This is a genomic window from Paenibacillus tritici (assembly GCF_013204885.1).
Lineage (GTDB): Bacteria > Bacillota > Bacilli > Paenibacillales > Paenibacillaceae > Paenibacillus_AQ > Paenibacillus_AQ tritici.
Genome location: NZ_JABMKX010000001.1, coordinates 312,963 through 333,841, shown reverse-complemented (window position 1 = coordinate 333,841; position 20,879 = coordinate 312,963). Strand labels below are relative to the sequence as shown.

Genomic DNA, 20,879 nt, shown 5'->3' with positions numbered 1-20,879 from the left:
AGCTAGAACGTGCAAAGAAGCCCGCGTATATCCACGCGGGCCCTTTTGGCTGTTGCACTCTTTTATTGGCCTGATGCCGCCAGGAATTCATCAATCTGGCGCTGAACCTCAGCGATGATCGTGTCGATACCGGCCGCCTTGACCTGCTGCTGCAGCTTGGCCAGACCTGCGTCTACATCCTTCACAGTGCCGTACTCCAGCGGAATTCCATATTGCAGCATGACATTGCCGACGTTGGCAACTTCCGTCTTCACCTTGCTGTTATCGAAGACAAAGGTTTCCAGCGGATAGTGATAGACCTCGTTCTCCCATTTGTCAGTCAGGGCATTCGCTTCATCCGGGAAGGTGGCGTTATCCCGGTTCAGCGGCGAGTTGAAGCCCCAGTTGGAGAACCCGGTGTAGTTGGCGTTCTTCTCTGCATTCGTATATTTATCATCGCCAACCGGATTATAATGCACGGCTGTAATCCCGGTCATGATCAGGTCATGCAGTTCCTTGTCATTCTGCAGCAGATCAATCAGCATCAGTGAGCGTTCCGGGTTCTTGGAGGTAGCATGGACCGCAACACCATTCTGGGTCGAGACGGCAACGGATTTTTTCTTACCCGGGTTAATATCGGCCAGGGCCAGCTCATACGGCGAATTTTTCTCACGCATATCCGTCATTAAGGCGCCCAGTGTACCTACGTTGTGTGTGATCGACGCTGTTTTGCCTGCACGGAATTCCTGCTGGTGATCCAGCTTGCTGTTCAGTGCGCTCTTCGACCAGGCGTTGTGATCAGCCAGATCTTTATAATAGTAGACTAGCTCCTTGAATTCCGGCGTCTCATACAAGTTGAACACTTTACCTGTAGGATCGTCCAGCTTGAAGCCCATCGGCAGATCAAGATCGAACAGATTCCATTCGTTCTGCTGCTTCAGCAGGATCCGGTCCAGGTTGTGGAGCTTCCAGTCTCCGGTCTCCGGCACGAACGGCGTAACGCCCTTCTCCTTCTCGGCTACGGTCTTGAGATAGTTGGCATACGCCTCAGGACTGCTGATCTCCGGCAGGTTATATTTCTTGCGCAGATCCTCACGGTATAGAATCAGCTTCTCAACCGTCTCCCCGCGGTTCTGGGGCACCATATAGAGCTTGCCGTTCACCTTGGCCTGACCCCAGCCTACCTCCGGCATTGCTTTCCAGGTCATCGGTGCGTATTTCTCCAGCAGCTCATTGGTCAGCTCCAGGAATCCGCCTTTGAGCGACTGATCGTTATAGCCGGCCCAGTTGGCCGCATAGATGAGATCGAAGTCCTCGTTCGCCGCCAGCTTAAGCGGATATTTCTGCGCCCAGTCGGACCAGTCGAGGAACTCGGCTTCCAGGGTCGCATTGATTTTCTCCTTCAGCTTCTTATTAATCTCTCCGAATACCAGGTCATAATCGACAGGCTTAGGTCCTACAAAAATCATCTTGAGTGTAACGGGCTGGGACGTATCGACTGTGCCGGAATCTGTGGCTGGCTGGGCATTCGTTCCTGCAGCTTCCGTTGCAGCGGCTGAGGCCTGCGGCTCCGGTGTGCTTCCGCCAGCATTGCCATTGCCGCCGCAAGCGCTAAGCAGAGAGACCATCAGGATACTGGACATCAGTGTCATTGCTTTTTTCTTATTCACTTGAATTTCCCCCCGGCTATATGTGTGTAATCGCTTACAAGTACAGTATAATCAAAAATTCCGGCCCGGCTAATATAGGCATTCAACGATTATACATACTTTTGCAACGACTTTAAGAGCGCACGGCATTCAGCACAAAAAAACGGCACTGCTCCAATCAGCCTTGGAAAGGCTGACTAGACAATGCCGCCTGCTTCGGACCCTCAAGCCAGGGCAATGATCAATTGCTTATTTCTCCAGGAATCCGGTAGACGGATTCGTGATGAAGAAGCCTTCTTGGGGCACATAGAAATACTGAATCCATACACCGTCCAGCAGCGGCTCGCGTGTATCCAGCAGAATCTCGATATCCTTATCTGTAGCAACCACTTCATCGTGCTCTGTAGGTGTATCAAGAGCGACATCATAATGTCCGTGATCTCCGTGATTCTGGGTGATCACAACGCGGACTTTTTTGCCTTCCGCTTCCGGGGTGTCCAGCATCTCTTTCAAGACTTTTGCAGCGTTACGGTTAACTTTAACTTTCATCCGTTAGCGACCTCTATTCTTCTTAATATGAAATAAGAAATACATTATAACATATTATAAGGTGCTATAGATAATTAAGTGGTTATCCGCTCTGCTTTTCCAGTCCCCTGATACTAAAAGACAGGCATAATCCGATTATCGCCAACCCTGCCAGGCTCCAAAAGGCGGCATGAAACCCCGGCATCATATGGCTTAGGGCGGCAGAGGTGCCGGAATTCATAGTAAACGTCATAATGGCAATCAGCAATACGCCTCCTGTAGAGCTGGCTATCGTGCGGATCGAGATCGTCATAGGTGAAGCATGTGCGATCATCCGAACGGAGACACTGGCCATTGCATAGGCCGTAACTGGCGTCATAATAAGTCCGACTCCAAGCATCAGGAGGGCAAAGATTACGGTGAGTGCAAGGATAGAAGTGTGCAGAGACAATAGAAGCGCCAGAAGAACCGTTACCCCTGCAATCAGAGTAAAGCCTCCGCGAAGCACCAGCTTCACCCCGTAACGGTCATAGAGCCTGCCGGAGATTACACTCGTACAGCCCATGACCAGCGCTCCCGGCAGCAGCATCAGACCCGACTCCCTGGGTGTCAGTCCCCGTACGTTCTGCACATAGAGCGGCAGCAGCAGTTCAGCTCCGATCATCACAATGAACAGCAGCGCACCAATGATGGAGGCGAGGGTGAAATTCCGGTTACGGAACAGGTTGAAGTCCAGAAGTGGAACCTCCAGCTTCAACTGCCGCCTGATGAACAGAATAATGAACAGAATTCCGCCAAGAACCACTGAACCGGCTACAGCACGGGAGGTTCCCGGATCGCCAGCCAGATTGACACCATATAACAGACCGGCGAAACCTATCGAAGAATACAGAATAGAGCTATAGTCCAGCTTCTCCTTATGCCGCTCGCCCACATTCTTCAGACTGAACGCCGCAAGCAGTAGATTGACTGTCACAACTGGCAGTAATGCATAGAAAAGAATCCGCCAGGAGTGCTCCTGGACCACCAGTCCTGACAGCGTTGGCCCAAGCGCCGGAGCCAGCCCCATCACCAGTCCGATTAGTCCCATGGCCGCGCCCATCTTCCCCTTCGGGAACACCCTCAGAATCGTGGTCTGGAATAGCGGCATTAGCAGCCCAGCGCCTATTCCCTGAATAATACGACCGCTCAGAATGAGCAGGAAGTCTGAGGAGCTTCCGGCCAGAAGGGTCCCCGCTGCGAAGGCCCCTGCCGAAGTAAAGAATAAACCTCTTGTCGTGAATCTCCCGATCAAAAAACCGGCCACAGGCACCGTTATGCCTGCGCTCAGATAATATACCGTAATCAGCCACTGTGCTCTGCCCTCATTAATCCCTAAATCCTGCATCATTCTGGGCAGCGCCGTATTCAGCATCGTCTGCATTAGTTGCCCGAGGAAATTCGCAATGACCAGCGAAGATACGATGATACCGGGTCTGTTCTTCATTCCATCTCCACCTGTCTCTGTCTAAATAAAATACATTAAAGACATATATAGTCCTTAATTAAAATAAATAAAACCCTGTGCTGCTGAATTAAGATTGAAGATTGAAGCAGCTTTTAGGCAAATTCAACTTCATCATTAATCCATTATTGATCCATAGAGCCACATCCCCGACATTCACAGACTTAATATATCTACAATATATCTAAAGATACGAATTGTCAATCCGCACTTCCTTAGAAGGTAATGCTTTCTGCGAGGGAGTTCCCTTCTTTGTGTGAATTCCCTTGTGGGAACTTCCATCTACGCAGGCCCCCTTCTGCGGCAAGCAAGTGGAATAACGTATCTTAAATTGCCCATTTTAGCAGGATGGACCGGAGCAAGTGGAAAAACAGCATCTAATATTGTTCGTTTCGCGAATCTGAGTAAAAAGGGTGAATTTAAGTGCCATTTTTCCAACTGCTGTTGCAGCAAGTTACCATTCGTCATCAGCAAGTGGAGGAAATCCATCTGCTGCTACCGATGAATATCCTCATTCCCGTAAAAAACAAAAAAGAGGATTGATCCCCACTCTCGCAGGAATCAACCCTCCTTGCCTAGCTATAGCCGGTTCAGAACTTTAGACCGATGATGAGCTCACTGCCTGGTTATTCCTCCACCGCAGCTTATACAGCTCCGGCAGGACTACTCCGAGCAGGACCAGAACCACTCCGGTCCACTGCAGAAGACTTACATGCTCTTGCAAGACGAATGAGGACATCAATACAGCGACCGGCAGTTCGACAGCGCCAATAATACCAGCCATGCCTCCGCCGATATGCGGAACCCCGATGGCGAACAGCAAGGGCGGAATGAAGGCGCCGAACAAGCCCAGCAGGAAGCCGAACAGCAGCAGTTGCCCCCACAGCAAGCCGTTGAACAGGAAATACGGCGGGAACAGGATAAACAGCAGCAGCAGGCCGCCGGTAACCATCCAGGCACTCCGGTAGGCGGGATGTGCAGACGGGACGGCTTTGCCGCTGAAGATAATGAACATGGAGTAGCTTACCGCAGATAATAGTCCGAGCATCAGCCCGAGCAGGTTGAACTCGGCAGCCCCCTGATTGAGAATCCCGGCTGCAAGCAGCGTTCCTCCGAACAGCAGAATCAGGGTCAGTATGGTGATTTTATCGGGACGCTGGCGTTTGCTTACCGCCTGAATCAGCACGCTGATCCAGGTGAACTGGAACAGCAGAATAATCGCCAGGGAAGCCGGGATATAACGGAGCGACTGGTAATACAGCAGTCCGGTGATTACGGTCGGCGCACCAGCCATCATCAGCAGCACCCGATGCTTCCAGGTCAACCGGGTCGCAGCTGGCTTGGAAGGCACCGCAGTTCCTGCAGAATGGCGTTGTTTGCGGTTCTCTCTAAGCTTCGTATATAACGCAAGTAACCAGGCGAGAATACAGCCGATTAACAACTGGGTTCCAACGACCTCTCCCAGCTTGTAGCCTTGCCCGTAGGCCAATACCACAATGGTTGATAAAATGCCGTAGCTCATAGCCCCTATAAGTACGGAGATTAAGTATTTCATATCTTTCATGTTAGTTATGCCTCCTGAATCTTCTGTTTCGTCTGAATTTCGTTTCGGCCGCAACACACAAATAATCCTAACTCCGGGACAAGGGGCCTGAGGAATAAGGTCCTTATCATCGTAGTTAGGAAGAGTAGGCTTCCTGTAGAAACCCTCGCCCTGTGACATCGGAACGGCTGCGAGGTTATACGAGAACAGTATGGAGTTATGGAATCATTGTCTGGTTGACGACTGTTCATATGTTACACGCCAAGTGAGCAGACGTCAACCCTTAATTCTTAAAATTTGTGGATTTACAGAACATACACCGCTAATCAATCAGTTCCCCAGCTTCACCTCACCAGTGACTTTATTCCACTGTAAACCAATGCCGAGAAGCTCACAGATAACCTCCAGAGGAAGCTGCGTCGAATCAGGTAACCGGTTCATGGTGAACTCGCGGTCTGATTTCTTGCCATTAACGGAGACTTCCAGCGGGTCGCTAAGCTTAACCTGAAGAGTCTTGTCCCCATAGACGAAAGACCAGACAGTGGATCGAGAATTGCCGGGTTTCGGATCAGGATTGGATGTACTCGTACTTACCTGCACCCCAAGCGCCTTGAATACACTCGTCTGCGGAACATACAGCTTGCCATCTTGTACAGATGCCGAGCCGTAGAATGAGAACGGCTGTCCGTTCACGAAGAACACCAGCGGCTGCAGCACCGGCGCCAGGATATATCCGGCTTCATCCTTGGTCGCTGATCCCCTTCCCGTCGCAAGTCCCGTGTCGAAGCTGTCGCCCCAGCCCAGAAGAGTCCCGTCTTTGTCTTGGGCAAATCCAAAGGCTCCACTGCTTCCCCATATGTTGCTGATGTGAATCCCTTTTTTGATCTGAATAGGCTTAACCAGCGTTCCAGAGCTATAATCCGATTTCCAGAGCGTTCCGTTCCTCTTCAGTGTATACAGCCGGTAGAAGCCGGTATCCAGCTTGTAGACATTATTAAGACCAGCAACGGCTGACGGTGCTTGAAGCCCCTTGTTCCAGCGCAGAACCTGACCGTCACTGCGCAGCAGGAACAGCTCGCCTTGTGAGGCTGCCATACCGGTTATAGCGGATGAAGCAAGCGTAGCTATACTGACCGGATCACTCTCCAAGCGAATGCGGTTATAGTACGAATGATAGATGCTCATCTGCTTCACACTGCCGTCTTTAGTAAGAAACAAGGCATCATTTCCATTAATGAGAGCACTCTTAATCCCTGAGATCGCCGGCAGCTTCAAATAGCGGATCTGTACCGGCAGCACACCGGGGGGATCGTAGGACGGATACCATAGAATGGCCGTTCCGTCTTTTGTCACAGCGATGCCCAAGGCGCCATTGGTTGTGATGAAGGCGATCTGCTGGAGACCCTCCAGCTTCACCGGACCTCCGCGCCTTTGATTCGGCAGCAGGGGATCATTCTGAATATAGCTGCTGTAGTCCTGACCCCAGCCCCATACCTCTCCCTCCTTGCTGAGCGCGAATGATACGCTCCCGGCAGCTGCCACCTGCACAATGCCGCTTAAACCCTCCACCTTTTTGGGTATGTACTGATTAATGCTGGTTCCATCGCCCGCCTGGCCGTTTTTATTGTATCCCCAGCCGGTCACTGTCCCGTCACTCCAGGCAGCAATGCCATGCGCAGAGCCGCCCGACACACTTACAGGCCTTACTCCAGGAGCAGCAGCAGCCTCCTTACCGGCGGGCAGGCATAAGGACAACACCAGCATACATACGATGAGCTGAACCATTGATTTACGGGACACCAATGTCTTATCCTCCTTATAAATACCTTTTTATCTCATAGATTCTATGATTATCCTATTATACTTCCAGCTATCCTATAGTTCCAGCTACCCATTCCTGCATTTTAACTATTAAAATTTGAAACATAGACAAGTTTCGCTACGTAACAATGTTTAATAATCTTTATTCCAATCATTTCTATGTGATATGGTTAATCTATACTTTTTATGGAGGAGGTGCAGATCCTGAACAGATCCGGGCCCATTAAGCTCCTCGGGTTGGTTGCCGGGGTTGTCATCTTAAATGTTGCCGTATTATCCCCGGGCTTGCTCGGTGTGGAGATCGGCGGCGGGAGCGCGCTGGAAACTGCATCCGGCGTAACCCTGCTAATCATCAGTCTGTTGGTCGTGTTATACGGGAGTTACACCCTGCTCTTCAGGCCTCCGGCTGCCAAGCTGCCCTCCGTACGGTTCGAGACGCGGGAGGATTACATATCCGGACTGAGCCGTCACCGGAATGTGAAGGTGCTGAAGGACGATATCTCCCTTGCCCTGGATCAGATGGAGCGGATCGACAAGAAGAAGGCGGCGCTGCTCCAGCTGCTCGGCAGACGGTTCGACCCGGCTGAACTGAGCTTCCGCAAGTTTCATTCCGTCATTGTAGAGGTGGAGAAGCTGTTCTATCTGAATATCCGGGGGATTCTGAACAAGCTCAGTGTATTCGATGCCGCGGAGTTCGCCAGATTCAGTGCCAGCACAGCGTCAAGCCGGTTCTCCAGCTCCCTGATTCAGCAAAAAACAGCGTTATACCATGAATACCTCTCCTATGTAAAAGGCAGTCTCGGCGCCAACGAAGAAATCCTGCTCAAGCTGGATCAGCTGCTGCTGGAAATTACCGAGCTGGGAAGCAGCGATTATACCAACGTGGAAGAGATGCCGTGTATGCAGGAATTAACCGCCCTCATCGGGCAGACGAAACTCTATCAGCAGTGAGAAGGAGATGAACCTATGAAGAAAGGCAGAACACTATTCGTACTTGGCATTATAGCCGTGTCCGTCTTCGCACTTGTATACTTCGGGATTAGCTTAACGTCCAACCTGGGCAAATCCACAAAAGAGATCTCTGCAGAAGACGCCGACAAACGCCTGAACCGGATCTATAAGGATATTAATGTGACCACGGCCGCACCTGTAAAAGGGCAGATCGACCTTGATCCGGCAGATGTCGGCGATTCCTTGCCCGATATTTCCAAGTTCCCCCTCTCCGTAGACAGCACCACGGACAGCTTCGTCGAAATCTTCTCCTCCACAGAGAAGTCCGGTACAGGCAACGACGGCTGGCTGAATGAGGTCGCCACGGCGTTCAACGCTGCTGGCATCACGGTTGACGGCAAGCCTGTCTCTGTCCAGATCCGCAACATCGCTTCAGGTACAGCCGCCGACTATATCCGGTCCGGCAAATATGTCCCCGACGCCTACACTCCGTCCAATGAGCTATGGGGCGAGATGGTCAAGGCGGGCGGTGTCCAGACCGAACTAATCACGAAGCGGCTGACCGGCAATGTGGCCGGAGTAGTGATGAGCAAGCCGAAATATGATCAGCTCGTTGAGAAATACGGCTCCATCAATGTCAAGACCATTACTGACGCCATTGCGGCCAATGAGCTGGCGATGGGTTACACCGACCCTTTTGCCAGCTCCACGGGGCTGAATTTCCTGGTGACCGCGCTAAGTACCTTCGACAGTACGAATCTGCTGGGTGACAAGGCTGTTCAAGGCTTCGAGAAGTTCCAGGCCAATGTACCTTTCATCGCCTCTACCACCCTGCAAATGCGGGAAGCGGCGAAGTCGGGGATGCTGGATGCCTTTGTCCTTGAATATCAGACCTTTGTCAATGCGAAGGATCTGACCGGCGGCTATGTATTTACCCCATTCGGCGTAAGACATGACAGTCCGCTCTACGCACTGGGGAAGCTGCCGCCGGAGAAGCTGGAGATTATCAAGAAGTTCGGCGAATTTGTCCAGCAGGACAGCTATCAGAAGACGGCTGCGGACCTGGGCTTCAATGGTCTGAAGGACTATATCTCCGAGCTGGAGCCTGTTGACGGCTCCCTGCTCTCCTCGGCCCAGAAGCTGTGGAAGGAGAAGAAGGACGGCAGCAAACCGATTGCCGCAGTATTCGTAGCCGATGTCTCGGGCAGCATGGCCGGCGAGCCGCTGAACCGCCTTAAGGAGTCGCTGCTGAAGGGCCAGAAATTCCTGGGCAAGGACAACAGCATCGGCTTTGTCTCCTACTCCAGCGAAGTGACGATTCATTTGCCCATCGGCAAATATGACACCAATCAGCAATCCATGTTCGTAGGTGCAATCAACAGCCTTCAGGCTACAGGGGGCACAGCTACTTTTGACGGCATGGTTGTGGCAATGAAGATGCTGAAGGAGGAGCTGGCCCTGAACCCGGATGTGAAGCCCCTGATCTTCGTCCTCAGCGATGGGGAGACCAATGAAGGCCATTCACTGGATGACATCCGGGGATTGATCGAGACTTACAAGATTCCGGTATATACCATCGGGTATAACGCCAACATCAAGGCACTGGAGAGCATATCAAGCATTAACGAGGCAGCCAATATCAACGCTGATACAGAAGATGTAGTATACAAAATCGGCAATCTGCTCAACGTGCAAATGTAGACTTATATTCTGAAGGAGGGTTCACATGTCATTCTCAATGGAAATCCCCAGTCAAGAAAAGCTCAAATCGGTCATCGAGGAGCAGGTTCAGCCGGAGCCGGAAGAAGTCACCCAGCTTAAAGAACAGGCCGTAAACAATGTCTCCAGTATCCTTGAGATGGATTTCGACTCCCTGGAGAACCGTAAGTCTGTGCTGCAATCCATTGACAGCTTCGGGATGGGCACCATGCGGTCCTCATCGGAGAGAAACTCTCTCCTCCAGGTATCTGTAGGCAATCTGTCCAAGACCGGGGATGAAGGCGGCCAGGTTGCCAAGGGCTTAACGGAGCTGCATCTGCAATTGAAGGACCTGGACCCCAGCGCGGTCGATTTCGCCAAAAGCGGGCTCCTCGGCAAGTTTTTCCATCCCTTGCGTAATTATTTTGCCAAATACCAGAAGGCCGATGCTGTCATCGCTGATATTATTCTATCCCTAGATAAAGGCAAAGCCGTACTGAAGAATGACAACACCACCCTGGAGATTGAGCAGCAGACCCTGCGGGAGCTGACCAAACGGCTGGGGAAGGAAATCCAGCTTGGCATCCTGATGGATCAGGAAATCGAGAAGCAGATTGAAGACGCCAGGCAGCGCAGTGAGGATGAGGATAAAGTCCGGTTCATCACGGAGGAAGTGCTGTTCCCGCTGCGCCAGCGGGTGATGGATCTGCAGCAGATGCTCGTAGTCAATCAACAGGGCATCATGGCCATCGAGGTTGTCGTCCGCAACAACAAAGAGCTGATCCGCGGCGTGGACAGAGCCAGGAATGTGACGGTATCTGCGCTCAAAATCTCGGTGACGGTAGCCAGTGCCTTGTATAACCAGAAGATTGTGCTTCAAAAGATTGAGCTGCTCAACCAGACCACCGACAATCTGATTAGCGGGACTTCCCGGATGCTGAAGGAACAGGGGGCAGCGATCCATAAGCAATCTCTCGAGACCAGCATTTCCGCCGACACCCTGAAGCAGGCGTTCACAGACGTCCTCTCTGCGCTGGACTCCATCAGCACCTACAAGCAGGAAGCCCTCCCCAAGATGCGGGAGACCATCAACCAGTTCCGGGAACTGGCGGATAACGGTGAACAACAGATCCGGCGGCTGGAAAAAGGCAAAGCACTCGGGTTGTAATCCTGCAACGGCTCACCACTTTTGCCCGAAGAGCGAATTAATGATGAAAGCTCTAGAGTTCTTTTCCAGAAAAATGGTCCTGCTCGTGCTGCTACTGGTGACTATAGGGACAGTCGGGAGCGGAGGATTAACACAAACGGCAGCAACGGCAGCTTCCGCAAAAGCATATGTGTATTATGTCTCTGACCAAGTACTGTACCGTGTGGCCACAGATGGAAGTGAAACGCAGAAAATTACTGAGAATTTTGCCGGCAACGGATTAACATCAACCGGTAAATATCTGTATTTTTATTATGAGGATGCTATGGGGATTCAACGTCTGTCACTCAGTGATCCCGAGGCGTTAATTACCGATTACATCGTGGGCCGCAATATCCTCTATTACCTTGTTGACGGTCCATTCCTGTACTTCCTGGATGACACGGGAAGCATCTACCGCACCTTGGCAGACGCTGAAGATAAGCTACAGCTGACCCTTATAGCAGATAACGCAGATGTGAATTTCAAAAGCTTCGACATCATGGGCGGACGCGTCTACTATAATGCACTGAGGGACAATGGTAAGAACTGGGTAGCTTCCAAACCAAGCGACGGCAATGGTGTAATCCAGTGGATTGCCAGCGGAGCTATCCCGAAGAGCAGCTTCTATCATCTAAACAACACAAGTCTTAACCTAATGATTGATACTGAGCCTGACGAAACGGAGTACTCCCTTAACTCTATGGTGCTCTACACGCTTCCCTTGAACTGCGGAGTTCCCAAGGCAGCCAATGCCAACAACCCTTTACCCTCCAATGAAGTCTCCTCCGGCACCTGGTCCAAAAATTATTTCCTGTTCAATAAAGGGATTAAGCTGGATGCCAAGGGAGAGGATTTCAACTTCAACACAGGCAAAGGCTTCCTGATGGACAAGAACGGAAAAACCCTGCAGCTTAGCCAAAATGCTGTGGTTAGCGTCCAGGAAATTGCCAGTAACAGGCTGGTGTATGCAGATTCCAAAGGCAAAGCCTACATCAGCACATTTGCTAACGGCAAAGTCACCTCCTCCAAGCCTCTTCCACTGACGAATGTTCAAGATGTCAGAACGGTTAAGAACGGAACGACGCTCACCACCGTATTGTTCACCAAGAGTGATGCTTACGTCCTGAATGCCAATTCAACCTTGACCAAAATGGCTGGTGTGGAATCCGACTACTCTGTAATTACAGATGATATCTTAGGCCTGTACTACATCAATGGCCGGGATAACAACTTTCTATACGGGTACAGCAATGACGGCACAATCAAAACCAAGCTTTCGACCAGACCTGTTTCTTATATGGCTCTGATCTCCAATAACTAATAATCAGAGCTTAGGCCCGCTCTAAACCAACGGCCAAAAGGCTGATCCGCCGGACATACCAGCGGTCAGCCTTTTCTAATATTTACGGCAGAATCGGGACGGTAATCTCCTTGGCATTCTTGCCCTTTCCGGTCTTCAGAAGCAAATTCATTGACTCCGGCTGATCCAGCAGATTACTGCCGTACCGCCGTTCAAACCCCTCTTCATTCCCGTACGCTGCCGATAGCCCAATACTGACCGTTCCGGCTTTGGTAACTGACTGAATCTCATCCCCGCCCACAGCCAGGAATATCTTCTGCCTGTTCGGCCAGGTATTCTCAGACCCGTTCTTAATTCCGATTACAACCCGGGTCATTAACGGCGAGAGCTCGACCTGCTTCAGTGTCACTTGAATGCCCTCCAGCATAAAGTCTGCCTCCGGCTTAACAATGACCGTCTGCTGCTCTTTGAATTTCGGGTCCAGCTTGAAGCTGATCTTAAGCCTTGGAGAATAATTCATTTCCGCTGCATTCTTGCCCGTCTTGGGATCTTTCAATTTACCGGGGTCTACAGAGGCGATCTGGAAATCCGCTTCAAGCTGCTCCGGGAAAGGCTGATTCCGGTCCAGATGGATAACACCACGGCCGTAGTAAATGCGGTTCTCCAAAGGCCCGCTTCGTTCATCATGGCCGCCGATCTGTCCTTCATCATCGAGATTATAGCCGGTTGCAAGATTCTTTATTCTCGCACTGTTCACGCTGTATATTTCCTGGCCCGCAGCGACATTGGCTGTATATAAGAAGATTATTTTGTTATCGTCCGCCGTTACAGCATTCAGAGTGATCCGGTAATTCCCGCTGGTTGCACTCCGATTCACCTGTTGAATATAGCCGTGCCGGATGGCTGAATCCAGTGTTTCCGCCTCGGAGTCGAAGGAATACAGCCGCTTAAAGTTCTCCAGCTCTCCCCAGCCCGCAGTTTCAGCAGGTGCCGCAGACTGCGGGGCAAGTTCCTGGATCATTGGAATGAAAAATAGTATACAAGCAACAACCGCGGCAGCGGCCAGCCCTGCCAAGGAGCCTGTGCGGAGTCTGCCCTGCCAGCTTCTCCTGCGTCCGCGCTCGATTCCGGCTATAACAGCTTGTCTAATCTCGTTGCCACCGCCGTCCGCACCGGCTTCCTCGTGTATACGTGCCGCATCCGTCAGCATCACCTGCTCTTCCCGGCTACTGTTCATCCCACTCACCCCGGTTCTTCATAATGGTCCTTAGCTGCTTCAAGCCTTTGTGCTGCCAGGTTTTGACGGTTCCTTCCGGCTTGTCCAGCAGCACTGCGATCTCGGCCAAGGTCATGTCATTGTAATATTTGAGCAGCAGCACATGACGGTATTTCAGCTTCACCTGTGAGAGTGCCCACTGCATTTCCATAGATTCGGTGCTGTTATGAATGACGGCATCCTGCATATGCTCTGCCGCTGTGGGAACCGCCTTCTTCCTTCTGCGTTGCTCGTCAATGCAGACATAGATTAGAATCCTGATCAGCCAGGATTTGAAGGCGCCGGGGTCCTTAAGGGTCCTGCGCTTCATCCACGCCCGGCAAGTCGTCTCCTGCAACGCTTCCAGCGCGTCATTACGGTTGCCCAGATAACTGTAGGCAATAGAATATAACTGGTCGCTGTGCTCCATCACCGCTTTGACGAAATCTGTCTCTTCAAGCGGTACAGCGGCAGTGACCCGCTTCATCTCTGCGCCTGACATCGTCATCTCTCCCTCTCCTCTCCATCCTTTTTTACATGAATTAGACGGAGAGGTTATGCAAACAGTTTTAGCCTGCGGTCTTTTTTTTAACAAAAAAAAGCCGCACTTCCCGCTGACCGGGAAATATGCGGCCTTTCTAGTGCTTATCTCTACAGAACCCAGTTGCCTTGGCGGAATATGGGCTCGGTGGTCCCGTCAGCCAGCTCACCGTCAATATCAAGCGCTGCCGAACCAATCATGAAATCGACATGCGTGAGGCTGACATTGGCGCCTTTGGCCAGCAGTTCCTCACTGGTCATGGAAGTGCCGCCTTCAATATTCACCGGATAAGCGCTCCCCAGGGCGAAATGGCAGGAAGCATTCTCGTCAATTCCGGTGTTGTAGAACACTCTATTCAGCCGGGAGATCGGCGAATCATGCTGCACCAATGCGACCTCTCCCAGATAAGAAGCCCCTTCATCCGTGTCCAGCAGAGAAGTCAGATGTTCGCGGCCGGATTCGGCCTCATACGCCGTAACCTTGCCATTCGTGAAGGTAATGCTAATGCCGTCTACCAGACGTCCGTTCAGATTAAGCGGAAGCGTGCTTTTGACTGTCCCATTCACACCTGTCCGGTGCGGCATGGTATAGATTTCTTCTGTAGGCATATTCGCTACAAAATAGACACCGCGTTCGTTCTCGCCTCCGCCGCCGCGCCACAAATGACCCTCCGGCAGCTCGACACGCAGATCTGTGCCGGGAGCGCGGTAATGCAGACTTTTGTAGCGTTTGGCGTTCATCCGGTCCTGGCTCTGCTTCAGCTCCGCGATATGGCCGCGCCAGGCGGCTACCGGGTCCTCACTGTCCACACGGTTCATCCGGAACACCGCTTCCCACATGGCATCAATCCGCTCTTCCTCCGGCAGATCAGCGAATACCTTGTCCGCCCAGGCCCGGGTCGGCGCCTTGATCAACGACCAGCTTATTCTGCTGTTACGGGTATAGCTCTGATATTTCTTGCGCGCCACCGCAGCAGCCTTAACGGCTGTGGATACCTTGGCGGAGTCAATCCCGCGGAACAATTCCGGGTCCGGCACCTTAATATGTAATATGGCCCCGCCTTCTTCAGCGAATCCCTCCAGCATGTCTGCATGCCACTGCGGATAATACCCGAAAGACTCTTCAGGCGCCTTCTCATAACGGATGCGCGTGACCGCTTCATCATCCCAGTCCACAAGCACATATTTGGCTCCTGCTTCATAGGCTTTGCCTACGATCAGCCGGGTAAGCTCCGCAGTCTCCAGAGGGGCATGTACCATCAGCACTTGTCCAGGCTGCACATTCACACCAACCTTCACTACCAGCTCTGCGTATTTCTCCAGCATCAGCTCAAAATCCTTCATCTCTTCTTTTCCTCCGTATCTTCAACGTTTCTGTAGGATTTCATCCTTCTATATTAACAAACCCACCTGTTATTTTAACGCAAAATGGAGCTGGTGGCGATTAGTTTAGCCGGAAAGCAGAGAATGGGTTCTCATCCATCTGTATGTAAGCCCGGAAGCAAAAAGCGCGTAATCCTTCCGCCTCCGGGAGCGCAGCCTCTACTGCTTATCCACCTGCAGCAAGGTAATGGTCTTAATATCATACGTGTGGGCAATTTTCTCTTCGGCGATCACCTTCAATTTCGTTAGGCTTGCCACCTTAGTCGGATCTACCTTGGAGAGCAGCCTCCACAGCTCAGGATCGGATAAGGTCTGATAGAGCTTGTCGTCATCGTATTCCTTGCGGTTCTGCGTGACCAGCTTCACCTTGTAGCTCCCAATCACCGACTCCGTCTGCCCCGCTTCACTGAAATAGGCAAGAATATCCTGCCGGAGTCCGGCCAGCTCCTTCTCCAGCTCCTTCTGCTTCGCCTTAAGCTTATAATACTGCTGTACCTTCTTTTCCATCCTGCGCTCACGCTCCTCTCCACACATATCTATGCAGGAAAGAACACTTAGAATGATTAATTCTATTGAGTGCGGTTCTGTTTAATTCTATAATGTAGTCGTTATGACAAAAATCAGACAGCAGGTGAACCCATGTTTCAATCCTACTTATTTCCGATCTCCTATGCTTTCATGGCTTTTCCCGTTGCAGCACTCTTCTTCACCCTGCCGTTCCTGATCGTGCAATACCGCAGGCATGGCTATATTAATAAAATCCGGGCATTAATGCTCTATCTGCTGCTGCTGTACCTGCTTAACGCCCTGTTCCTGGTTCTGCTGCCCCTGCCTGATTCCAGGCATAATGCTGCACCTGCCGGGAGCATGATCCAGCTTGTGCCGCTGCAATTCATCCAGGATATCCTCCAGAATACGCAGATTACGCGTAATGATCCCTCCAGCTATCTGAAGGTGCTGGGTGAGGCGGATTTTCTGCTGGCGGCCTTCAATGTCGTGCTGACCGTGCCGTTCGGCATATTTCTGGGCTACTACTTCCGTACACGCTGGGCCGTGTGCATTATGTTGTCCTTTGTGCTGTCGCTGTTCTTTGAGATTACGCAGATTACCGGCATTTTCGGGTTCTTCGATCATCCTTACCGTCTCTTCGATGTCGATGACCTGATTACGAATACACTGGGAGGCATGGTCGGGTTCAAAATCGCCATGTGGATCGCAGGCCTGCTGCCGCGCATCGAGAAGCTCGACAGCTGGGAGGACTTACCTGCGAAGAAGGTCGGTTACACCCGCCGCGCGCTGGCCTGCCTTATGGACGGGTTCCTGCTGCTTACAGTAACACTACTGCTCAATCTGCTCTCGCTGAATATCTCCCTGTGGGCTGTCAGTATGGTTTACTTCCTGATCGTCCCTCTGGTTACAGGCGGGCGGACCTTCGGCAAATGGATCGTACGTATCCGGCTGAAGAGTGAAGACGGTAATCCGGCCACCCCATGGATGGTATGGATAAGATACGGTTTGCTCTATGGCATACTGGGCGGGATGAATGCCCTGACGCCTGACTCTCCGCTGCTACACAACCTCGGCACGCCATTAGCTGCAGTGATACGAATGGCCACCTTACTTGCCGATCTCGCCTTCTTCATTCATCTGGTTATGCGGCTGATCAAGCGGGACCGGCCGTTAATCTATGAGGAGTGGAGCAAGACCCGCAATGTGATTAGCTGGCCGGACCGGCAGAAGGCAGAGGCAAGCAGTAACGCAGCCGACTAAAAATCAAAGAATAGAGGTTAACACCCCGTCATGAACAATAACGAATTTCAGTTTGAACCCTCTGCCCGGGATTGGCCGGAGTGGATAATTGAAGCAGACATCGCTGGCATTCAGCAGGAAATGGAACAGGGAAGCTTAACTTCTGAGCTGCTGGTAAGTCTATATTTAGAGCGGATTAACCGCTATGACGGTCTGCTGCGTTCTGTCCTGGAGGTGAATCCGGATGCCCTTGAGACTGCCAGAATGCTGGATCTGGAACGCCGGAACAAGGGCATACGAGGCCCCCTGCACGGAATTCCTGTACTGGTCAAAGATAACATCGGTACCTCAGATAAGCTGCACACCAGTGCAGGTGCTTTGGCATTGGCAGACCATAGAGCTGCTGAAGATGCAGTAGTCATCACGCAATTAAGAGCAGCAGGAGCTGTGATTCTGGGCAAAACAAACATGACAGAGTGGGCCAACTTTATGTCGTCTGCCATGTGGGCCGGATACAGTTCGCGCGGCGGACTTGTACTCAATCCCTACGGACCCGGTGAATTGTTCGTTGGGGGCTCCAGCTCAGGAAGTGCCGCAGCAGTCGCGGCCAACCTGGCGGCCATAGCTCTGGGTACTGAAACCTCCGCCTCCATCATCAGCCCCGCTGCCCATAATTCCCTTGTAGGCCTGAAGCCCACTTGGGGACTGGTCAGCAATATGGGAATCATACCGGGGATCGGCAGCCAGGACACCGCCGGCCCGATGGCCAGAACCGTCAGGGATGCCGCGCTCCTGCTTAATGTGATTGTTGATACCGGGGACTCCCTCTCCTCTGCTATACAGGATTACTCCATCGGTCTGGATGTTGACTATGCGAAATTCAAACGGATCGGTATTCCGCGATTCTATTATTCAGAGCTGGACGAAGAAGCACTGCGCATGATGGAATCTGCCATAGCAGTCCTGCGAGAGCTTGGCGCCGACATTATTGATCCTGTGGAGCTTCCCTGTCAGAATGCCGACTGGAATGCTACTATTCTGCAATATGAATTCAAAAAAGGCTTAAACCGGTATTTAAGCGGACTGCCTGCCTCTCTTCCGGTACATTCCTTGCAGGAGTTGATAGAATTCAACAACCTGCATAGTGAACAGGCGCTGAAATATGGCCAGGATAAGCTTGAGTGGCTGAATACATCCGGAGATGAGATTACAGAGCAAGCCTATCTGGAGCAGCTGCAATTATCCCGCTCCATGGCCGGATCGCAGGGCATTGATTATGCACTACAGCATTACGGTCTGGATGTGCTCCTCTTCCCAGGAGACCATGGCACAGACCTGGCGGCAAGAGCCGGTTATCCGCTGATTACCGTTCCCGCCGGCTATACCCGCACCGGTATCATTGCACCGGGAGGCTATAATACCAAGGGGCCGCAGGGTGTCACCTTCTCTGCCTCCGCCAATAGCGAAGGTATGCTGTTAGGCATTGCATATGCTTTTGAACAGGCCACCAGGCACCGGCGTCCTCCGCTTCTGGAGAAGGACAGCTTGCCAGACTAGCAACAAATAGAGGCTGTATCCCGTTACCGGGACACAGCCTCTATTCTATTGGCAGAGCAGCCTTCTTGAATTAGGCTTCAGCCGTATCCGCCATATGGAGCACTATGGGGCAATGATCGCTGCCCAGCACACTGCACTCAATACCAGCGTCCAGCAGACGCGGGGCTAACCGTGATGAGGCAAGGAAATAATCAATCCGCCAGCCCACATTCTTCTCCCTGACCTTCGGCATATAAGACCACCAGCTATAGGCACCTTCGAGCTCAGGGTAGAAGAATCGGAAGGTATCCACAAACCCGGCCTCAAGCAGCGTAGTCATCTTCCCGCGCTCTTCGTCTGTGAACCCTGAATTCCCCCGGTTCGATTTGGCATTCTTCAGGTCAATATCCTGGTGCGCAACATTAAGATCTCCGCACACCAGCACCGGCTTATGAGCGTCCAGCTTCAGCAGATAGGTACGGAACTGATCCTCCCACTCCATCCGGTAGTCCAGTCTGGACAGATCCCGCTTGGCATTCGGCGTATATACATTCACCAGATAGAAATCTGTGAACTCCAGGGTTATGATTCTCCCCTCGTCCTCTGTTTCCTTATCCAGTCCATATCTTACGGAGAGCGGCTTAATTCTGGTAAATACGGCCGTTCCGGAATATCCTTTTTTGAGCGCATAATTCCAGTACTGTGAATATTCCTCCCCGTAATCAAGAACAATCTGACCCTCCTGGAGCTTCGTTTCCTGCACACAGAAGATATCTGCGGCACTCTCCCGGAAATACTCGTTAAACCCTTTATTCACACAAGCCCTCAGACCGTTTACATTCCAGGATACCAGCTTCATCGTTGTCATTACTCCTTTAACTGTCACTAGATTATACCCAGTGTATCATATATCCTGCCTGCCTATGAATATCCTGCCGCTCTATTGAAATGTGTTATTCTCCCAAGACATAAGTTACAGCAATCATAGCTTCGGCGAATATAATACCCTATCAACCAGCAAAGGAGGTCATTCCTATGGCTATCTTGTTACCGCAACAATTCTTCAATCTGCCGGCTTCTGTAGGTAAATCTTACTATGAGAACCTGGCAGGCGGCATCAATGCGGCTGTGACGGTAAATAACAACTCCGGGTTCCCGGTGAATCTTGTCCTTTACCGGGTCAATGCTCCGGTAGTCTCTTATGTTATCCCTGCGTTTAACAGTCTCACCCTAGCGGTTCATGCACTGCTTGTCGCCGGACTTCTCAGCACGGCTGCAGGTGCAGTGTTCGGAACGATCGAAGTGGCAACCTCAGATTTCTAATCTAATGTAAGAGTATCCCCCTCATGCTCTGTTGACCATTTTTGGACTTCTCGCTGTCCCGGGGAGTCCCTCTTTTTGATTGATTACATAGATAATGAAGCAACTCAGAAGTATCTTTTTCAACCTTTAGGTTAATATCCCATTTATATCAATTTTATGATATAGTTGTTAAGGAAATATTAAAATATACCAGAAAAGAGGTTATTATGAAAAAGATTATTCTGCTTGTACTTGCGGTGTTTATGATCCAGCTCCCTGTTGCTCCTGCAACATTTGCCGCTGGAGAACGTCTAACGGTTCGCGAAACATTTACTATAGGTTCGAATCCGTTAGTATCAAACAACATGACTTACATCCTGAATTTTATGCCTTCCGGAGATATACAGCTATGGAATAATCGCAAACGCTCGATGATATGGCACACCAACACCCGCGACATGAGAATAACACAGCTCGCAATTGATCAATATAGCGGCAGACTTAAGCTAATGGATTGGAATAATACTCCGTATTGGACATCAGACAATAATGCATGGGCTAATGCGTGGTATGGACAAGGTAATGTACCTGTTAACCTCGTGGGTGACCTGCTAATCGTTCAAGATGACGGAAACTTAGTTCTTTACAACACCAAGAACGTGGGTTTAGGCTGGTATCCTGTCTGGGCTTCAAATACAGGCGGGCAATAAATATATATTAATTAGAGCCGTGTTACGATGCGGCTCTTTTTGTTTTGGTGAGGTGATACTCTAGTACTGCACTACCTGTATGTATTTGGTCGATAAGAAACGCTGTAGATGCCTGAAGAGAGCTAAGGAAATTTATCACAAGCCATACATTGACGCTCTTAAGAAGAAAAAGCCCGCCGACCACTTAAGGTTGATGGGCTATTTATGAGGTCCGTCAGGGCAGCGATAACATTATACGGTTT

Annotated in this window: 18 protein-coding genes; 8 read left to right on the top strand and 10 right to left on the bottom strand. The window is 51.1% G+C overall.

Translation table 11 applies throughout. The features are described from left to right. Positions 1-62: 62 nt before the first annotated feature. The 5 genes from HQN87_RS01570 to HQN87_RS01550 all read right to left on the bottom strand — a co-directional run bounded on the left by HQN87_RS01570 (position 63) and on the right by HQN87_RS01550 (position 7,003). Positions 63-1,649 (bottom strand): ABC transporter substrate-binding protein, encoded by a 1,587-nt coding sequence (locus HQN87_RS01570; RefSeq protein ID WP_367272643.1) that lies wholly within the window; start codon positions 1,647-1,649, stop codon positions 63-65. 228 nt (positions 1,650-1,877) lie between these two features. Continuing rightward, positions 1,878-2,177 (bottom strand): iron-sulfur cluster assembly accessory protein, encoded by a 300-nt coding sequence (locus tag HQN87_RS01565; protein ID WP_173126697.1) that lies wholly within the window; start codon positions 2,175-2,177, stop codon positions 1,878-1,880. Between the two features lie 82 nt (positions 2,178-2,259). Then, a complete protein-coding gene (locus HQN87_RS01560; RefSeq protein WP_173126696.1) occupies positions 2,260-3,642 on the bottom strand; it encodes an MDR family MFS transporter in 1,383 nt (460 codons plus the stop codon). Positions 3,643-4,258: 616 nt separating this feature from the next. After that, the gene (locus HQN87_RS01555) at positions 4,259-5,215 is read right to left on the bottom strand and encodes an EamA family transporter (RefSeq protein ID WP_173127638.1); all 957 of its coding nucleotides are present in this window, start codon (positions 5,213-5,215) and stop codon (positions 4,259-4,261) included. A gap of 318 nt (positions 5,216-5,533) precedes the next feature. Next, the gene (locus tag HQN87_RS01550) at positions 5,534-7,003 is read right to left on the bottom strand and encodes a chromosome condensation regulator RCC1 (protein ID WP_173126693.1); all 1,470 of its coding nucleotides are present in this window, start codon (positions 7,001-7,003) and stop codon (positions 5,534-5,536) included. A 258-nt stretch (positions 7,004-7,261) separates the two neighbouring features. Here HQN87_RS01550 and HQN87_RS01545 point away from each other — a divergent pair, with 258 nt between their 5' ends. From HQN87_RS01545 to HQN87_RS01530, 4 genes are read left to right on the top strand one after another with little or no spacing between them, the layout of a single operon-like run. Beyond that, positions 7,262-7,975 carry a hypothetical protein gene (locus tag HQN87_RS01545; protein ID WP_254075310.1) on the top strand — a complete coding sequence of 238 codons (714 nt, stop codon included), beginning with the start codon at positions 7,262-7,264 and terminating at the stop codon, positions 7,973-7,975. A gap of 15 nt (positions 7,976-7,990) precedes the next feature. Then, a complete protein-coding gene (locus HQN87_RS01540) occupies positions 7,991-9,676 on the top strand; it encodes a vWA domain-containing protein (protein WP_173126687.1) in 1,686 nt (561 codons plus the stop codon). 25 nt (positions 9,677-9,701) lie between these two features. Continuing rightward, the gene (locus HQN87_RS01535) at positions 9,702-10,841 is read left to right on the top strand and encodes a toxic anion resistance protein (RefSeq protein WP_173126684.1); all 1,140 of its coding nucleotides are present in this window, start codon (positions 9,702-9,704) and stop codon (positions 10,839-10,841) included. Positions 10,842-10,881: 40 nt separating this feature from the next. Continuing rightward, positions 10,882-12,183 (top strand): DUF5050 domain-containing protein, encoded by a 1,302-nt coding sequence (locus HQN87_RS01530; protein ID WP_173126681.1) that lies wholly within the window; start codon positions 10,882-10,884, stop codon positions 12,181-12,183. A gap of 82 nt (positions 12,184-12,265) precedes the next feature. Here the strand turns inward: HQN87_RS01530 and HQN87_RS01525 are convergent, their stop codons facing one another. The 4 genes from HQN87_RS01525 to HQN87_RS01510 all read right to left on the bottom strand — a co-directional run bounded on the left by HQN87_RS01525 (position 12,266) and on the right by HQN87_RS01510 (position 15,847). Beyond that, positions 12,266-13,399, bottom strand: a complete 1,134-nt coding sequence (locus HQN87_RS01525; protein WP_173126678.1) for a DUF4179 domain-containing protein — start codon at positions 13,397-13,399, stop codon at positions 12,266-12,268. Beyond that, the gene (locus HQN87_RS01520; RefSeq protein ID WP_173126675.1) at positions 13,389-13,925 is read right to left on the bottom strand and encodes a sigma-70 family RNA polymerase sigma factor; all 537 of its coding nucleotides are present in this window, start codon (positions 13,923-13,925) and stop codon (positions 13,389-13,391) included. The genes HQN87_RS01525 and HQN87_RS01520 overlap by 11 nt, the downstream gene beginning before the upstream one ends. Positions 13,926-14,068: 143 nt before the next feature. Beyond that, positions 14,069-15,301 carry an aminopeptidase gene (locus HQN87_RS01515; protein WP_173126672.1) on the bottom strand — a complete coding sequence of 411 codons (1,233 nt, stop codon included), beginning with the start codon at positions 15,299-15,301 and terminating at the stop codon, positions 14,069-14,071. Positions 15,302-15,499: 198 nt separating this feature from the next. Then, entirely contained in the window at positions 15,500-15,847 is a 348-nt protein-coding gene (locus HQN87_RS01510) for a hypothetical protein (RefSeq protein ID WP_173126669.1), read from the bottom strand. A gap of 132 nt (positions 15,848-15,979) precedes the next feature. Between HQN87_RS01510 and HQN87_RS01505 the strand changes: the two genes are divergently transcribed. Continuing rightward, entirely contained in the window at positions 15,980-17,110 is a 1,131-nt protein-coding gene (locus HQN87_RS01505; RefSeq protein WP_173126666.1) for a VanZ family protein, read from the top strand. Between the two features lie 30 nt (positions 17,111-17,140). Next, positions 17,141-18,646, top strand: coding sequence for an amidase family protein (locus HQN87_RS01500; RefSeq protein WP_173126663.1), 1,506 nt, complete (start codon positions 17,141-17,143; stop codon positions 18,644-18,646). A 70-nt stretch (positions 18,647-18,716) separates the two neighbouring features. On the opposite strand, the gene HQN87_RS01495 is transcribed toward HQN87_RS01500, so the two are convergent. Continuing rightward, positions 18,717-19,484, bottom strand: coding sequence for an exodeoxyribonuclease III (locus HQN87_RS01495; RefSeq protein ID WP_173126660.1), 768 nt, complete (start codon positions 19,482-19,484; stop codon positions 18,717-18,719). A gap of 176 nt (positions 19,485-19,660) precedes the next feature. Here HQN87_RS01495 and HQN87_RS01490 point away from each other — a divergent pair, with 176 nt between their 5' ends. Continuing rightward, positions 19,661-19,948, top strand: coding sequence for a hypothetical protein (locus HQN87_RS01490; RefSeq protein ID WP_173126657.1), 288 nt, complete (start codon positions 19,661-19,663; stop codon positions 19,946-19,948). Positions 19,949-20,154: 206 nt separating this feature from the next. After that, positions 20,155-20,637, top strand: coding sequence for a hypothetical protein (locus tag HQN87_RS01485; RefSeq protein ID WP_173126654.1), 483 nt, complete (start codon positions 20,155-20,157; stop codon positions 20,635-20,637). Positions 20,638-20,879 lie beyond the last annotated feature (242 nt).

Coding starts and splice junctions, on each gene's coding strand:
- HQN87_RS01500 (WP_173126663.1), top strand. CDS start 17,141: ATGAACAATAACGAATTTCAGTTTGAACCCTCTGCCCGGGATTGGCCG.
- HQN87_RS01520 (WP_173126675.1), bottom strand. CDS start 13,925: ATGACGATGTCAGGCGCAGAGATGAAGCGGGTCACTGCCGCTGTACCG.
- HQN87_RS01555 (WP_173127638.1), bottom strand. CDS start 5,215: ATGAAATACTTAATCTCCGTACTTATAGGGGCTATGAGCTACGGCATT.
- HQN87_RS01515 (WP_173126672.1), bottom strand. CDS start 15,301: ATGAAGGATTTTGAGCTGATGCTGGAGAAATACGCAGAGCTGGTAGTG.
- HQN87_RS01530 (WP_173126681.1), top strand. CDS start 10,882: ATGATGAAAGCTCTAGAGTTCTTTTCCAGAAAAATGGTCCTGCTCGTG.
- HQN87_RS01535 (WP_173126684.1), top strand. CDS start 9,702: ATGTCATTCTCAATGGAAATCCCCAGTCAAGAAAAGCTCAAATCGGTC.
- HQN87_RS01495 (WP_173126660.1), bottom strand. CDS start 19,484: ATGAAGCTGGTATCCTGGAATGTAAACGGTCTGAGGGCTTGTGTGAAT.
- HQN87_RS01540 (WP_173126687.1), top strand. CDS start 7,991: ATGAAGAAAGGCAGAACACTATTCGTACTTGGCATTATAGCCGTGTCC.
- HQN87_RS01505 (WP_173126666.1), top strand. CDS start 15,980: ATGTTTCAATCCTACTTATTTCCGATCTCCTATGCTTTCATGGCTTTT.
- HQN87_RS01485 (WP_173126654.1), top strand. CDS start 20,155: ATGAAAAAGATTATTCTGCTTGTACTTGCGGTGTTTATGATCCAGCTC.
- HQN87_RS01525 (WP_173126678.1), bottom strand. CDS start 13,399: ATGAACAGTAGCCGGGAAGAGCAGGTGATGCTGACGGATGCGGCACGT.
- HQN87_RS01560 (WP_173126696.1), bottom strand. CDS start 3,642: ATGAAGAACAGACCCGGTATCATCGTATCTTCGCTGGTCATTGCGAAT.
- HQN87_RS01565 (WP_173126697.1), bottom strand. CDS start 2,177: ATGAAAGTTAAAGTTAACCGTAACGCTGCAAAAGTCTTGAAAGAGATG.
- HQN87_RS01510 (WP_173126669.1), bottom strand. CDS start 15,847: ATGGAAAAGAAGGTACAGCAGTATTATAAGCTTAAGGCGAAGCAGAAG.
- HQN87_RS01490 (WP_173126657.1), top strand. CDS start 19,661: ATGGCTATCTTGTTACCGCAACAATTCTTCAATCTGCCGGCTTCTGTA.